Below are 15346 nucleotides of genomic sequence, written 5' to 3'. Positions count from 1 at the left end.
GGGCAGGCGTTCGCCTCGCGGCCTTGACCAACCCTAAACCGACTGTGCGCCCTCTGTCGCATGCACGCGCTCTGATTCGGGCGGTTCTCGGGTAATCGTGACTGTCCACGGCCCGGTGAGCGGCCGGTTCCCGCCACCGGGCCCGGTGTCCGGGTGGCGGGGAGCCGCGAGGGAGGTCAGGTGCAGGGGTTGGTCTTGCTGTCGACGACCTTGTCCGTGAGGGCGTCGGGGATCTTCGGGAGGGCGCGGACGCCCGGCCAGTCGGCGCCGATGATCAGCTGGATGACCGGCCCGGTCGGGGCCTTGCCCCCCGGGGTGGGCGGGGGCGCCACGGACGGGACGTACTTCTCGGTGGTGACCGGCCTGACCTTGCCCGCGACCGGGGCGCGCTTGTCGCCGGAGAGCCTGGCGGCCAGCGCGTCGCCGTACGAGACGCCGTCGGCGGCGTCCTTCTTGGCGTAGCGCACCGTGGTGGTGGGCACGTTGCCGGTCGCCGGGCGGGCGTTGCCGACGTGGGTGACCACGAAGCCCTGGTCGGCCAGCTCGGCGGCGACCTCCCTGGCCCTGTTCGGGGTGTCCGTGCCGTTGAACACCTGGATCCTGACCTGCTCGCGCTTGACGGCCGGCTTGGCCTTGGGGTCCGGGGGCGGGGTGACCTCGGTGTCGTTCTTGATCGCGGCGAACAGCTGGTTCGCGTACGGCTGCACCCAGGCGACCCGGTTGGGGTCGTCGGGATGGGGGCCCCACGGGACGGTGATCAGCTTGACGCCGCCCGCGGTCAGCTTCTGGGCGCTCTGCCCGATCTGCAGCAGGGTGCCGGTGTCCTTGGCCAGCTCCTCGTCCATCCGGACGGACTTGGCGGCGGTGTTGATGAAGTTCAGCATCTTGCCGGGGTCGGTCAGCAGCTCGCTGCTGGTGGCCTTCTTCACCACCTGGCTGAGGAAGACCTGCTGGCGCTTGATGCGGCCGATGTCGCTGCCGTCGCCGTAGCCGCGCAGCCGGACGTAGCCCAGGGCCTTCTCGCCCGCCAGGAGGTGCCAGCCCGCCGCGAGTTTGAGCTTGGCCTTCTTGTCGTCGACCGGTTTGGTCAGGCAGACCCTGACGCCGCCGAGGGCGTCCACGATGTTCTTGAAACCGGTGAAGTCGACCTCGACGAAGTGGTCGATGCGGATGTCGGTGAGCGCCTCGATCGTGGTGATCGTGCAGGTGATGCCGCCCTCGTTGTAGGCGGCGTTGATCATCTCGGTGCGGGCCGCCACCGGTGCGCCGGTCTCGGACTGGCAGGCGGGCATGTCGACCACCGAGTCGCGGGGGAAGCTGACGAACGTCGCCTTGTCGCGGTCGGGGGCGATGTGCATGAGGATGATCGTGTCGGTGCGCTTGCCCGCGTCGGCCATCTTCTGGCCGTACTTGAGGTTGTCGCCCTCACGGGTGTCGGAGCCCACGATCAGCACGTTGAGCGCGCCCTTGACGGCCGCCGGGCGGTCGTTGCCGAGCTTGCTGACGATATCGACACCGCTGATGTTGCCGACCGTGTTGCGGTAGACCCCGTAGCCGCCCAGGGTGCCGAGCACCAGCAGGCCGGTCGCCGCGATGCCGGCCCAGGCGCCGCCGGTGAGCCGCCGCTGCTTGCGGCCCCTGCCCCTCGGCGTCGCCTCTCCCGGCTGCGTCGGGAGGTCTCTCGGCGGGCTTTCCTGAGGGGGCCCGTCCCCTCCCGCGCGCCGCGCGCCCCGGCGGCCGTGGGAGGCGGGTTCGCTCCGGCGGTCCCTGACGGCCGCCTGCCGGTGGTCGCTCATACGAGCCTCCCGCTGGGCGGCGGCGTCGTCGTCCGGTGCTCGTGCTCGATCATCGAGCCCAAAGGGTAGATCACGAGGTGCGCGCCAGGAGTCGTGATGATGCGAACTTGGCCAAGACCGCCCCCTGACACCGCCATGATGATCCGGCGGCCAGCATACTCAAATGCGGACATTAGTAGGAATGTTACTGAAATTAGGTTTACGTACGACAAGTGCCGCCGCCAGGCAGGCGGCGGGCACGGCCGGCAGGACGTACCGGTAGTCGAACTCCGCCACCGCCGCCGGCATCACCAGCAGCACCACCGCCACCGACCAGGGCAGCGCCCACGCCGTGGAGTCTGGGCGGAAGCGCCGGACGCACGCCGCCGCGGGCGGTAGCAGCAGGATCACCAGGACCGCCGCGCCAGGCAGTCCGGCGATTCCCTGGTAGGTACGGATCCAGCCCGCGTACGGTTCGACGATCCGGGTGGAGATCGGGCCCCGCTCGTAGCGCTTCGCGGCCTCGGCGCCCACCGTCGCCGGATAGCGCCCCGGCGGCGCGGGCGGGGTCGCCGGGAATCGGTAGTAGTCGTAGATCTCCTGATCCGGGTAGACCGGGCGGCCCACCGTGAACGAGCGGGCCAGCTCCGAGGCGACCGAGCCGAGATAGTCCAGCGGCTGGCTCAGGATCGCCAGCGACGCGAACCGCCCGGCCAGCGTGTCGTTCGCCCGGGTGAAGGTGATACCGGGCAGCCTGACCAGCGGCGAGTCCTGCGCCCAGACGTACTCCTGCGCGGGAGGCCGCCGCGCCGCCGGGCGGGGGTCGCAGAGCACCGCCAGGTCGGGCGGCGGGCGCATCACGCCGCAGTCGGCGAAGGTCATCGTCTTGCCGTACAGGAAGACGCCGTTCGCGCCCACGATGCCGATCCGCTGGTACGTCGCGTAGAACCAAGCCCCGTACCCGAGGACGGGCACCGTCGCGGCGGCGAGCATCACCCCCGCCGCGAGCACCCGGCCCCGCTCCCTGACGATCAGCCAGCCCGCGAAGAGGGCCACCAGCGGCAGCCCGACCGTCCTGGTCAGCGTCGCCGCCGCGAGCAGCAGCCCGATCCCGCACGCCGTACGCCATCCGACGGACCCGCGCACGGCCAGGCAGGCCGCCGACATGACCAGGGCCGCGAACAGGGTGTCGGAGACCAGCAGGTGCTCCAGCTGGATCTGGTAGGCGTCCAGGAGGGAGGGGACGGACGCGAGCGCGGCGGCCCAGCCGGGCGCCCGCAGCCGCCGCGCGGTGAGATAGACCAGCACGCCGATCAGCAGCCCGAGCAGGTGCTGGGCGAGCGCGACGACGGCAAACTCGTGGAACGGCTCGAGCAGCCGCATGAACATCGGGTACCCGGCGGGGCGGACCAGGTCGGGCCGGGGTTTCAGCGCGGTGACGACGTAGGTGTAGGAGTCGGGGAACCAGAGCGCGGGCCGGTAGCCGAGCATGGTGATCACCCGCAGCGCGATCCCCGCGGCCAGCACGCCCAGGAACCAGCGATGCTCCAGGAGCAGGCGGCGGCCCCGGAGCCGAACGTGGTCCTGGTCCCGGTCCCGGAGCTGGAACCGGAGGCGGTCCCGGAGCCCGCGGCGGTCAGGAAATTCGCGGTCGCCCCGAAACCCGCGATACCGCCGCACCCACCCGATCACTCGTCCCCCTCCTCGAATGCTGCGCGTACGCTACCGGCTTCGACCTGGCCCCGCGTTCGCGCCGGTCCCGTGTCCGCGCCCCTGGATCCCGCTCGGCTCCCGGCCCCGCCTGAACCCGGCCCCGCCCGGACGCGGCCCCGGTCCAGGCCCGGCGTGCCAGGTGCGGGCCGGAAGTGGCACTACGCTCGGTTCGCATCATGACCACCGGCTGGCTGGACCGTACGCGCAGGCCCTCGGCGGGCAGGGTGCTCGCCGTGGTCTCCGTCGTGCCCGCGCTCGTCCTGGCGGGCTGGCTGCTGGCCGGGCTGCCGCTGCTGCTGCTCGGCTGGTTCCGGCCGCTCGTCGCGGTCCCGCTGGGGCTGGCGGCCGTCGCGCTGCTGTGCCGGTACGGCCTGCGCCGCCTGCCGGAGACCGTCGAGGCGACCGCCTGGCAGGTCACCGGGGTGGTCGCCGCCGCCCTGGCCTCCGGGATCTTCAACGGCCTGCTGCACGGCGAGCAGCTGATCGTCCGCCGAGACCCCGCCACCTACGCGCAGTACGGCGTCTGGCTGGCCCGGCACGGCTCGCTGCCGATCCCCTCCCAGGAATGGGCCTTCGGCGGCACCGACCCGGCGCTCCACTTCGACAGCGTGGGTTTCTACGCCTCCGGCGGCGCGGTCGTGCCGCAGTTCATGCCGGGGGCGCCGATGCTCCACGCGGTGGGCGCCTGGCCGGGTGACGTCGCGGGGCTGCTGCTGGTGCCGCCGGTGCTGGGGGCGGCGGGTGTGCTGGTCCTCGCGGGGGTCGTCGCCCGGCTCGTCGGGGCTCGCTGGGCACTCCTCGCCGCGCCGGCCTTCGCCGTCTGCCTTCCGATCCTCTACACCTCGCGGACGACCTTCAGCGAGATCCCGTCCCTGGTCCTGCTCTTCGGCGGCCTCGCCCTGCTGTACGACGCCGAGGCCAGGCTCCGCCGCGGTGTCGTCGGCGCCGGTGACCCGCCGCCCATGCCTTCCGATTCCGGCTTCGGTTCCGGTTCCGGCTTCGGTGAGGGGGCGGCGCGGACGGGGGCCGCCCTGGCGGGGCTGGTGTTCGGGCTGGCCGTCCTGGTCAGGATCGACGGGCTGCGCGACGTGCTCCCCGTGCTCGTCTACGCCGGGCTGCTCATCGCCCTGAGCCGGGCGGGGGACCGCGACGGGGGACGGCTGGGCGTGCCGCTGCTCGGCGGGCTGGTGGCGGGGGCCGGACTGGGCCTGGCCGCCGCCTACCTGCTGTCCAGGCCGTACCTGGACTACCTGTCGGACTCGGTCGTCCCGCTGCTGGCCATCTGCGGCGCGGTCGGGATCCTCACCGTGGTGGCGGCGGCGCTCGCCCCGCGGCTCGCGGCCCCGCTGCGGCGGGTGGCCGGTGTCCCGAGGCTGCCCGAGATCGCCGCCGGCCTGGTCGCGCTGGTCGCGGCGGCCTTCGCCGCCCGGCCGTGGCTGGAGACCGTGGTCCGGCCGCCCGTCACGTCGGACGACCAGGTGACCGCGGAATTCATCAAGGGCGTCCAGCGGATCAACCGCCTGCCGCTCGACGGCTCCCGGCTCTACTACGAGAACTCGGCACACTGGGTGGTCTGGTACATCGGGCTTCCCGCGGCGCTCCTGGCCACCCTCGCCGCGGTCGTGCTCACGCGCAGGCTCATCAGGGGAACGGCCCCCGGCTGGCTGCTGCCGCTCGCCGTCATCGGCTGGACCACGGTCACCACGCTCTACCGGCCCGGCATCACCCCCGACCACCCGTGGGCCGCCCGGCGGCTGGTCCCCGTCGTCATCCCCGGCCTGATCCTGCTCGCCGTCTGGGGCCTGCGCTGGACGCGCGACAGGGCGCGGAGGTCGGGGTACGGCCAGGGCACGCGCAGGGGCCTCGTCGCGGCCGGCGCGGTCCTCCTCCTCGTCCCCCCGGTGATCACCTCGGGGGGAACGGCGTTCAGCCCGGTCGACCGCGGCGAGCTCGCCGCGGTCGAGACCATGTGCGCGGCCCTCCCGCCGCGCGCCTCGGTGCTCGTCGTCGAGCGCGTCACCGCCGCCCGCTTCACCCAGGTCGTCCGGGGCGTCTGCGGCTTCCCGGCCGCCCGGCTCACCATCTACCGTTCCGACATCCCCAGGTCCGCCGACGTCGCCCGTCTGGCCGCCCGCGTCCGCGCCGCCGGTCGCACCCCGGTCCTGCTCGCCGCCGAGTCCCGGCAGCTGTCCGGGTACGGCACCCCCGTCCACATCATGAACCTCCGCACCCGCCAGGACGACCGCTCCCTCGTCGACGCCCCCAACGGCACCTGGTCCCTGGCCGCCGACGTCTGGATGACCGTTCCGCGTGCGAACATCGACACGTGAGAGATATCGCGAACCAGGTGCGGGTCCACGTGTCGTCCCATTTCCACGTGTCGTCCCATTGGTCGTCCCATTGAAGGACCCCTCGCGCGGGAGGGTGTCTGGGCGGAGCCGGCCGGTTTCCGGAGCACCGCGTCACTGGTGATCGAAATCTGGAGAGGTGTGTAACGATATTCACCCAAATACCAGATCATTTCTGGGGGTAACACGGTGGATGCGATGGATTCGGCTCCTCGTTCGGGCGATGGGAACGAGATCCCCGTAGTCGAGGAGCTGTCCTTCGGAGACCCCGAGCAGGAGGCCCCCGCCAGAAAAGGCCTCAGGATCCGACATGTCCTGCTGGCCGGTGCGGTGGCGGTCCTGCTGCTCGGTGTGGCGGGAACCGCGGGGTGGTACGCCTACCAGAACTCCGTCCGGGTGCTTCCGCCGCCGGACGGCCCCTGGCCTGAGGGCGGGACGTTCACTGTCTCTCTTTGCAAGAACGACGACGTCTACGAGCGGTGCCGCAAGCGGGCGGTCACCCCGGAGCAGCGGCGGTCGATCGAGGAGAGACTGCGCGCGATGCCCGAGGTGGCGGAAATGGAGTTCGAATCCCAGGAGACGGCATGGGCGAAACTCGTGGATCAGTTCGCCGACGACTGGAGAATGGCCTCGATCTTCGAAGTCGATGACCTGCCCGAGTCGTTCAAGGGCAGGCTTCACCGGCGAGCCGACTTCGAGTCCTTCGGAACAATCATGGGCGGCACGCCGGGCGTTTCCAATATCGCCGCTTTCGGGTACCACTTCTGGGAGGGCAAGGTCGACGTCTCCATCGTGCTGTGCCCGCCCGAGGACCCCGAGGGCGCGGAGTCCGACGAGACGGAGGAGAAGCCCGGAGAGACGAAAGAGGAGCCCGATCCTTGCGCGGGCCGGGGAGCGGCGACGGCGGAGGAGAAGAAGGCTGTCGAGGCCGGACTCATGGCGCTCGAAGGGATCGAGCACGTCTATTTCGAGAACGCCGCGCATGCTCGCCGGGTTCTGGAGCATCTGGTGGTGAGCCGTGACTCGTTCCTCATCGGTTTCGCCGCGGCGCGCCCCTTGCCGGAGAGCTATTTCGTCAAGCTCGCGGATCCGGGAGCCGCGCGGGCGGTCGTCGACGCGGTAAAGGGCATGCCGGGTGTCGGTGAGGTCGAACCCCTGGATGTCGACTGAGAGAGCCGGACCGTGTCCGAAGAGGTGATGTGCGCTCGGGTCCCGTCCGGGCAGAGTATCCTCGCCCGTCGAGAGCATGCCCGAGAGCCCGAGAGTGGATCAGCCGTGGACGCAACGCCGTACGTGACCATCGTCCTGCCGTGTTACAACGAGCAGGACCACGTCATCGCCGAGGTCGAGCGCATCTGCGAGGCGATGGACCACAGCGGATACACCTACGAGCTCGTGGCGGTGGACGACTTCTCCACCGACGAGACCCTGGCCAGGCTGCAGGAGGCCGCGCCCAGGTTCCCGAACATGCGGATCAGGGCCTTCCACCGCAACGGCGGCTCCGGCACGGTGCGCAGGATCGGCACCCAGGAGGCGAACGGCGAGATCGTCGTGTGGACCGACGCCGACATGACGTACCCGAACGAGCGCATCCCCGAGCTCATCCAGATCCTGGAGAAGGACCCGGCGATCGACCAGGTCGTGGGCGCGCGGACCAGCGAGGAGGGCTCGCACAAGTTCCTGCGGGTCCCGGCCAAGTGGTTCATCCGCAAGGTGGCCGAGCGGCTGGCCGGGCAGAAGATCCCCGACCTCAACAGCGGGCTGCGGGCGTTCCGCAAGTCGGTCGCCAAGCCCTACCTGAGGCTGCTGCCGCCCGGGTTCTCCTGCGTCACGACGATCACGCTGTCGTTCCTGTCGAACCAGCACGACGTCTACTACCTGCCGATCGGCTACAGCAAGCGGGCGGGCAAGTCCAAGTTCAGCTTCGTCTCCGACGCCTACCGCTACATCCTGCAGGTGCTGCGGATGGTCATGTACTTCAACCCGCTCAAGGTCCTCATGCCGCCCGCGCTCTGGCTGGTCGGCATCGGCCTGGTCAAGGGCGTCGTCGACATCGTCCGCTACGGCTTCTACCTGACCAGCAACACCATCGTGATCTTCCTATCCGGCCTGCTCATCGGCTCGCTGGCGCTGCTGGCCGACCTCATCGTGCGCTCCAGGAGCGAGTAGTGCGGATCGCCGTCGTCGGGCCGACGTACCCCTACAAGGGCGGCGGGGCCGCGCACACCACCGAGCTCGCCCACCGGCTGCGGGCCGCCGGGCACGACGTGGTGATCGAGTCGTGGCGGGCGCAGTACCCCTCCTTCCTGTATCCGGGAAAACAGACCGCCGACACGCCCGACGGCGAGCCGTTCCCGCACGTCCGGCGCGACCTCGACTGGCGCCGCCCGGACGGCTGGGTCCGTGCCGGGAGGCGGCTTCGGAGCGCCGACCTGGTCGTCCTCGCCGTCCTCAGCCCGGTGCAGGTCCCGCCGTACCTGGGCATCCTGTACGGCCTGCGCCGCCGGACCCGGGTCGTGGCGCTCTGCCACAACGTCCTGCCGCACGAGCGCAAGCCGTACGACACGCCGCTGATGAAGGCGCTGCTGCGCCGGGTGGACGCGGTGCTCGTCCACTCCGAGGGGCAGGCGGGCAAGGCCCGCGAACTGGCCGCCACGCCCGTGCGGGTCGCCGAGATGGCGCCGCACCTTCCATCGGGGGCCGATCGCCGCGGACCGGAGGAGGGCGTGCACCACAGGCTGCTGTTTTTCGGCCTCGTCCGGCCGTACAAGGGGCTGGACCTGCTGCTGCGCGCGTTGCCCGAGGGCGTGTCGCTGCGGGTCGCCGGGGAGTTCTGGGGCGGCCTGGAGGAGACGACCAGGGCGCTCGCCACCGAGCTGGGGCTGGACGGGCGGGTGGAGCTGCGGCCGGGGTACGTGGCCTCGGCCGACGTGCCGGGGCTGTTCGCGGACGTGGACGCGCTGGTCCTGCCCTACCGGAGCGGGACGGCGAGCCAGCAGGTGTGGCTCGGCCACGAGCACGGGGTGCCGGTCGTCGCCAGCCGGGCGGGCACGCTCGGCGACCACGTCACCGACGGGGTGGACGGGCTGCTGGTCGAGCCGGGCTCGGTGGAGGCGCTGCGCGCCGCGCTGGCCGCGTTCTACCGGCCGGGCGAGCCCGAGCGGCTGCGTGCCGGGGTCAAGGCCGTCGACCCCGAGCCGTACTGGACCTCCTACGTCGAGACGCTGGTCTCGGGCTCCTCGCGCTGACGGTCCGCGGGGCCGGAGAGGCGTCCCCACAGGAAGCCGATCCCGGCCCAGCTCAGGTCGGCCAGGGTGAACATCACCCTCGACACCACCGCGGCCACCAGCGCCCTGGGGGTGTCGAGCACCGGCGCCAGGGCGAGCACCAGCGCCCCCTCGCGGACGCCGATCCCGGCGGGGACGATCACCGTGACGATGCCCGTCGCCCAGGCCAGCGCGTAGGCGCCGACCGCCACCGGATAGAGGGAGGCGCCCGAGGCGCCCAGGTCGGCCATCGGGAGCAGCAGGTGGGGGCCGTACACCAGCCAGCCGGTGACCGTGAGGGCGACCGCGGCGAGCACGGCCCTGCCGCTGAGCAACCGGCCCTGGCCGAGGGGCTCCTGGCGGGCCACCCGCAGGGCCAGGTTGAGCCCGAAGGTGAGCACCGCGGGGTGCAGGCAGACGGCGATGACGGGGATCAGCGCCAGCAGGTACCACGCCTGGGCCGCCCGGGTCAGGGTCTCGCGCAGGGTCACCGCCGCGACGAGCAGGGCGCAGCCCAGGGAGATCAGCAAGGCGAGGGAGACAGAGCCGAACATGCGCCGGGGCGGGACGTCGTGGTCGCGGCCGAGCTCGATCATCGCGGCGTACGCCCAGACGCTGCCCGGCACGTACTTGCCGAGCTGGCCGACGAAGAACACCCTCGCGGTGCTCCCGAGGGGGAGCGGCGAGCCCATCCCGGCCAGCACCGCCCGCCAGGCCAGCACCATGACGCCGATCCCGGCCATCACCGACAGGTAGGAGCCGCCGAGCGACCACCACGACAGCTGCGAGATCGCGGCCGCCGTCTCGTCACGGTTCCTGACCAGGCCGTAGCCGAGGAAACCCACCGCGACCAGCGCGAGCAGCACCCGCAGGAGGCGGCTTGACCGCAGTCGGCTGAGCATCCGCCCAGGGTACGACGGTCTCCTTACCCGGCGGTAGGGTCACCGGTCACCGGTACTCTTGGGCGGCGTGGCGGAGCGGTGGCGGACCGCGTCACGCGGAGGGAAGAAGAGGAACGGTGAGCGAGTGATGAGCGCCGAGCGGGTCGCGCAGCTTGAGTACTCCGAGTTCCAGGCGGCGATGCTGGACGAGGAGAAGCGCCGCAGGAAGGCCGCGAAGATCGTCGCGGTGCTCGGGCACTTCCTCGGCAGGGACAAGGACGTCCTCGCCGGTCTGACGGTCGCCGACATCGGCTGCTCGGCGGGCTTCATCGCCGACGAGCTGGCCGCGGCGGGCGCGAGCCACACCTTCGGCGTCGACATCGACGTGCCGGGCCTGCGCAAGGCGTCCCAGAGGTTCGGCGAGCGGGTCGAGTTCGTGTGCGCCGACGGCACCGCGCTGCCCTTCCCCGACGGTTCGGTCGACGTGCTGGTCTTCAACCACATCTACGAGCACGTGGTCGACCCGGACGCGATCATGGCCGAGATGCGCCGGGTGCTCTCCGACGACGGCGTCCTCTACCTGGGGCTGGGCAACCGGCTCGGGGTGATGGAGCCGCACTACAAGCTGCCGTTCCTGTCCTACCTGCCGCCCGCGCTCGCCGACCGCTACGTGCGGCTCTCCGGCCGGGCCGACAGCTACTACGAGCGCTACCGGACCCGCCGGGGCCTGCGGAGGATGGTGCGCGGCCTGCGGGTGTGGGACTACACCTTCCCCGTGCTCGCCACCCCGGCCGCGTTCGCCGGGAACGAGCTCTTCCCCGGCCTGGTGGGACGGGTGGCCGGCGGGGTGCTTTCGAGGCTGCCCCGCCCGGTGCTGCGGGCCCTGCTGCCGGTGGTGCCCACCTACCTGTGGGTGGCGACCAAGGGCGACCGCCGCCCGGCCGGCCCCTCCCTGCCCCGGCCGCCAGAGCCGGTACGTCCCCTGTGAGCTCTCCACGGGCCTACGGTGGGCCTTTCCGCGGTCATCGCGCCGGGCGACGCGCCGTGACCGCCGGATCCGGTACGGCGCCGGCCACGACTCCGGCGGGTCCTCGGTGACCGCGGGCACCGGATCCGGCAGGTCCACCCTGAGGCGGGTGGTCCGTGTCGCCTTCCTGCTCGTCGCGCTCGGGTTCGGCGCGTGGGTGGTGGCGGGCCAGTGGGAGGAGATCCGCGCGGGGTTCGCCCGGCTGTCGTGGACGTCGCTCGCGCTGTCGCTGGTCGCGGTGCTCGCCGCGCTGTGCGGCGGGATGATGACGTGGCGGGCGTTGCTGGCCGACCTGGGCTCGCCGCTGCCCCTGCGCGACGGGGCGAAGGTCTTCTTCGTGGGCCAGCTGGGCAAGTACATCCCGGGCTCGCTGTGGCCGGTGATCGCCCAGATGGAGATGGGCCGGGAGCTGGGCGTGCCCCGGTCGCGGAGCGCGGCGGCGTTCTTCCTGACGCTGCCGGTGCAGCTCGGCAGCGGGCTGGTGGTCTCGGGGGTGACCCTGCTGGCGGCGCTGCCGGGGTCGGTGGCGCCGTACGCGTGGGTGTTCCTGCTGATCCCGGTGCTCGCGGTGGCCTTCGAGCCGAGGGTGGTCAACGCGGTCCTCGGGTTCGGGCTGCGGAAGCTCAGGCGCGAGCCGCTGGAGCGCCCGCTCACCCGCAGGGGCATGCTCACCGCGCTGGGCTGGGCACTGCTCGGCTGGATCGCGTACGGGCTGCACCTGGCGGCGATCGTCCACGATCTCGGATCCTCCGGACTGCCCGCGGTCCTGTTCTCGATCGGCGCGTTCGCGCTGTCGTGGTGCCTGGGGATCATGACGTTCGTCGTCCCGGCGGGCGCGGGGGTGCGCGAGGTGGCGATGGTGGCCGTCCTGGCGCCGGTTCTGGACCAGGGGTCGGCCATCGCGGCGGCGCTCTGCTCCCGGATCGTGATCATCCTCGGCGATCTCCTCTGCGCGGGTCTCGCGGGTCTGGTCGCGCGCCGCGCCGAGGGGTCCCGGAAGGACCACGCTTCGGGAAAAGCAGTGTGATTTCCCCCACGGTTCCGGAGAGTCTGGCAATAGAGTAAACAGAGGAAGGGGACGGTCGTCCCGCCGTGGATCATGAGGGGAGCGATCCTTCTTGCCGCCGAGAGTGCTCGTCGACGCGGCCGCGGTTCCGGCCGATCGCGGTGCGCTGATCAGGTATGTCGACGGACTCGTCGCCGCACTGGACAGGGCGGGCGCCGACCTCGCGGTCGTCTGCCAGCGCGCCGACGCCGCCAGATACGCCGGCCTGGCACCTTCCGCGCGGATCGTGCCGGGGCCTCACGGGATCACCAACCGGGCCGCGCGCCTGACGTGGGAGCAGACGGGTCTGCCGTTCCTCGCCCGGCAGGTCGGCGCCCAGGTCATCCACGCCCCTTACTACTCGATACCGCTGAGCTCGGGTCTGCCGACCGTGGCGACCGTTCACGACCTCACCTGCTTCACCGAGCCACTGCAGCACGACGCGGTCAAGGCGGCGTTCTTCCGCGCCGCGACCCGCACCGCGGTCCGGCACGCCACCCGGGTGATCGTGCCCTCCAAGGCGACCAGGGACGAGCTGATCAGGATCCTCTCGGCCGATCCGACCCGCATCGACGTCGCCTACCACGGTGTCGACCCGGCGCTGTTCCACCCGCCGTCCGAGCGCGAGATCACGCACGCCTCCGACCGGCTCGGCCTGCACGGCACCCCGTACGTGGCCTTCCTCGGCCCGCTGGAGCCGCGTAAGAACGTGCCAAACCTGATCCGCGGCTTCGTCCGCGCCGTCGAGAACATCCCGGAGCCGCCCGCTCTGGTGCTCGCCGGGGGCATCCGCGACGCCGAGGTGGACGCCGCGGTGGAGGAGGTCCCCTCGACCGTGCGGGTGCTCCGTCCCGGTTTCCTGTCGTTCGCCGACCTGTGCGGCTTTCTCGGCGGGGCGGTGGTCGCGGCCTTCCCGTCGCGGGGCGAGGGTTTCGGGCTGCCGGTGCTGGAGGCCATGGCCTGCGGCGCGCCGGTGCTCACCACCCACCGCACCTCATTGCCCGAGGTGGGCGGCGACGCGGTCGCCTACACCGAGCCCGACGCCGAGAGCATCGCCGAGGCGCTGCGCACGCTGCTCTCGTCGCCCGAGCGCAGGGGGACGCTGTCCGTGGCCGGGATCGCCCGCGCCAAGGAGTTCACCTGGGACGCCTCGGCCGAGGCGCACCTGCTCTCCTACCAGCGCGCGGCCGAGTAGTGAGCTAACCTCGCGGAATGATGGAGACCCCCTTGCCCGATCTAGAGGCGATCCTCCTTGTCGGTGGACGAGGGACGCGCCTGCGCCCGATGACGCTCGGCACCCCGAAACCCCTGCTGCCCACGGCCGGGGTTCCCTTCCTGGCGCACCAGCTCGCCAAGGCGAGGGCCTCCGGCGTGCGGCGCATCGTGTTCGCCACCTCCTACCGGGCGGAGATGTTCTCCGAGGCCTTCGGGAACGGCGAGGCGTTCGGCCTCTCGCTCGAATACATGACGGAGGAGGTCCCGCTCGGCACCGGCGGGGCCATCCGCAACGCGGCCGAGGCGCTGACCTGCGGCCCCGACGCCCCGGTGCTGGTGCTCAACGGTGACATCCTGTCCGGTCACGACATCGGCGAGCAGGTCGCGGCGCACGTCGCCAGGAAGGCCGCCGTCACCCTGCACCTGACCGAGGTGGAGGATCCCTCGCGCTTCGGGTGCGTGCCGACCGACGAGGACGGGCGGGTGACCGCCTTCCTGGAGAAGACCCCCACCCCGGTCACCAACCGGATCAACGCCGGGTGTTACGTCTTCACCCGCTCGGTGATCGACACGATCCCGGCGGGCGAGGTCGTCTCGGTCGAGCGCGAGACCTTCCCCGGCCTGATCGAGGACGGCTCCCTGGTGCTCGGCTACGCCGACGCCTCCTACTGGCTCGACGTGGGCACGCCCGCCGCCTTCGTGAAGGGCTCCCGCGACCTGGTGCTCGGCCGTCTCGCCTCGCCCGCCCTGCCGGGGCCCACCGGTGACTTCCTCGCCCTGCCCGGTGCCATGATCTCGCCCGCGGCCAAGGTCTCCGGCGGTTCCGTGATCGGCGCCCGCGCGATCGTGGAGTCGGAGGCGCAGATCAGCGGCAGCGTGCTCGGAGACGACTGCGTCGTGCACTCGGGCGCGGTCGTGGTCGACTCGGTGGTCGGCATCGGCGCGCGGGTCAACGCTGGAGCGGTCCTGAGGGACGTGGTCCTCGGCGACGGCGCCGTGGTCGGTTCGGGGAACGAGCTGATCGCGGGCAGCCGGGTCTGGCCGGGCGTCGTGCTCCCCGAGTTCGCGATCCGCTTCTCCAGCGACATCTGACCGTTCGCGGCGCGGGTACCTTCGTGAGGGAACGTGAGTGGTGCCCGCCGTGGCCGGTCGACCTGGCGCTGGCCCTCGACCCGCACCGGCGCGGGAGCGGCGACCCCACCCTGAGGACGGCGCCCGGCGGGGTCTTCTGGCGGACCTCGCGCACACCCGACGGGCCGGGGACGCTGCGCGTGGCCTCAACGGGCGGACAGGTGGCGGCCGCCGCGTGGGGGCCGGGGGCGGAGTGGATGCTGGAGACGCTTCCCGCGCTGCTCGGCGCCGGTGACGACGTGTCGGGGTTCGTTCCGGGCCACGATTGGCCGATGGTGCTGCGGAACGCGGCGAGACGCTATCCGGGGCTCAGGATCGGCAGGACGTCGCGGGTGTTCGAGGCGCTGGTCCCGGCCGTGCTGGAGCAGAAGGTGGTCTCCACCGAGGCGTGGCGGGCGTGGCGGTGGCTGCTGGGCCGCTACGGCGAGCCCGCGCCGGGTCCCGCGCCCGAGGGGATGAGGGTCTTCCCCGAGCCCGAGGTATGGCGGTCGATCCCGTCGTGGGACTGGCACCGCGCGGGGGCGGAGGCGGTGCGGGCCCGTACGATCGCGAACGCCGCCCGGCACGCGGGGAAGCTGGAGGCGATCGAGGGCAGCGCCGACGCCGATCGGCTGTTGAGGGCGCTGCCCGGGATCGGGGTGTGGACGTCCGCCGAGGTGCGCCAGCGCTCGCACGGCGACGCGGACGCCGTCTCGGTGGGCGACTTCCACCTGCCGTCGCTGGTCGGCTGGTCGCTCAGCGGCGAGCGGGTGGACGACGCGCGGATGCTGCGGCTGCTCGCTCCCTACCGGGGGCACCGGCACCGGGTCAGCCGGCTGCTGGGGTTGGGCGGTGTGCGGCCACCCGCTCGCGGGCCGAGAACGCCCGCGCGCGACTACCGGTCGTTCTGAGCGCTCCCTCGTCGGGGGACGGTTCGTCGCGATGCCAGTCGAGGCTGTCGCGCGT

At 72.1% G+C, this 15346-nt stretch carries 12 protein-coding genes; 9 read left to right on the top strand and 3 right to left on the bottom strand.

What is annotated here, in order from left to right; translation table 11 throughout:
- Positions 1–176: 176 nt before the first annotated feature.
- The gene (locus ACTOQ2_RS07705) at positions 177–1796 is read right to left on the bottom strand and encodes an LCP family protein (protein WP_440099007.1); all 1620 of its coding nucleotides are present in this window, start codon (positions 1794–1796) and stop codon (positions 177–179) included.
- 159 nt (positions 1797–1955) lie between these two features.
- Positions 1956–3467 carry a hypothetical protein gene (locus tag ACTOQ2_RS07700; RefSeq protein WP_440099006.1) on the bottom strand — a complete coding sequence of 504 codons (1512 nt, stop codon included), beginning with the start codon at positions 3465–3467 and terminating at the stop codon, positions 1956–1958.
- A 197-nt stretch (positions 3468–3664) separates the two neighbouring features.
- Between ACTOQ2_RS07700 and ACTOQ2_RS07695 the strand changes: the two genes are divergently transcribed.
- The 4 genes from ACTOQ2_RS07695 to ACTOQ2_RS07680 all read left to right on the top strand — a co-directional run bounded on the left by ACTOQ2_RS07695 (position 3665) and on the right by ACTOQ2_RS07680 (position 9084).
- On the top strand, positions 3665–5818 hold the full coding sequence (locus tag ACTOQ2_RS07695) for a hypothetical protein (RefSeq protein ID WP_440099005.1): 2154 nt from the start codon (positions 3665–3667) through the stop codon (positions 5816–5818).
- Between the two features lie 348 nt (positions 5819–6166).
- Entirely contained in the window at positions 6167–7006 is an 840-nt protein-coding gene (locus tag ACTOQ2_RS07690) for a permease-like cell division protein FtsX (RefSeq protein WP_440099004.1), read from the top strand.
- Positions 7007–7111: 105 nt separating this feature from the next.
- On the top strand, positions 7112–8005 hold the full coding sequence (locus tag ACTOQ2_RS07685) for a glycosyltransferase family 2 protein (protein ID WP_350973122.1): 894 nt from the start codon (positions 7112–7114) through the stop codon (positions 8003–8005).
- A complete protein-coding gene (locus ACTOQ2_RS07680) occupies positions 8005–9084 on the top strand; it encodes a glycosyltransferase family 4 protein (RefSeq protein ID WP_440099003.1) in 1080 nt (359 codons plus the stop codon). Before ACTOQ2_RS07685 ends, ACTOQ2_RS07680 begins: the two co-directional genes overlap by 1 nt.
- Here the strand turns inward: ACTOQ2_RS07680 and ACTOQ2_RS07675 are convergent.
- On the bottom strand, positions 9048–10004 hold the full coding sequence (locus ACTOQ2_RS07675; protein WP_440099002.1) for a lysylphosphatidylglycerol synthase domain-containing protein: 957 nt from the start codon (positions 10002–10004) through the stop codon (positions 9048–9050). The two genes, ACTOQ2_RS07680 and ACTOQ2_RS07675, sit on opposite strands and share 37 nt — an antisense overlap.
- A gap of 127 nt (positions 10005–10131) precedes the next feature.
- On the opposite strand from ACTOQ2_RS07675, the gene ACTOQ2_RS07670 reads away from it, so the two are divergent.
- The 5 genes from ACTOQ2_RS07670 to ACTOQ2_RS07650 all read left to right on the top strand — a co-directional run bounded on the left by ACTOQ2_RS07670 (position 10132) and on the right by ACTOQ2_RS07650 (position 15291).
- On the top strand, positions 10132–10971 hold the full coding sequence (locus ACTOQ2_RS07670) for a class I SAM-dependent methyltransferase (protein ID WP_440099001.1): 840 nt from the start codon (positions 10132–10134) through the stop codon (positions 10969–10971).
- A 148-nt stretch (positions 10972–11119) separates the two neighbouring features.
- Positions 11120–12037 (top strand): lysylphosphatidylglycerol synthase transmembrane domain-containing protein, encoded by a 918-nt coding sequence (locus ACTOQ2_RS07665; RefSeq protein ID WP_440099000.1) that lies wholly within the window; start codon positions 11120–11122, stop codon positions 12035–12037.
- A gap of 91 nt (positions 12038–12128) precedes the next feature.
- Positions 12129–13250, top strand: coding sequence for a glycosyltransferase family 4 protein (locus ACTOQ2_RS07660; RefSeq protein ID WP_440067489.1), 1122 nt, complete (start codon positions 12129–12131; stop codon positions 13248–13250).
- 32 nt (positions 13251–13282) lie between these two features.
- The gene (locus tag ACTOQ2_RS07655; RefSeq protein ID WP_440098999.1) at positions 13283–14362 is read left to right on the top strand and encodes a sugar phosphate nucleotidyltransferase; all 1080 of its coding nucleotides are present in this window, start codon (positions 13283–13285) and stop codon (positions 14360–14362) included.
- 23 nt (positions 14363–14385) lie between these two features.
- Positions 14386–15291, top strand: a complete 906-nt coding sequence (locus ACTOQ2_RS07650) for a DNA-3-methyladenine glycosylase family protein (RefSeq protein WP_440098998.1) — start codon at positions 14386–14388, stop codon at positions 15289–15291.
- The last annotated feature ends 55 nt before the right edge of the window (positions 15292–15346 follow it).

Source organism: Streptosporangium sp. H16 (assembly GCF_051918855.1).
Taxonomy (GTDB): Bacteria; Actinomycetota; Actinomycetes; order Streptosporangiales; family Streptosporangiaceae; genus Streptosporangium.
The sequence above is the reverse complement of the archived record's forward strand: the minus strand, read 5'-3'. Positions and strand labels throughout refer to the sequence as shown.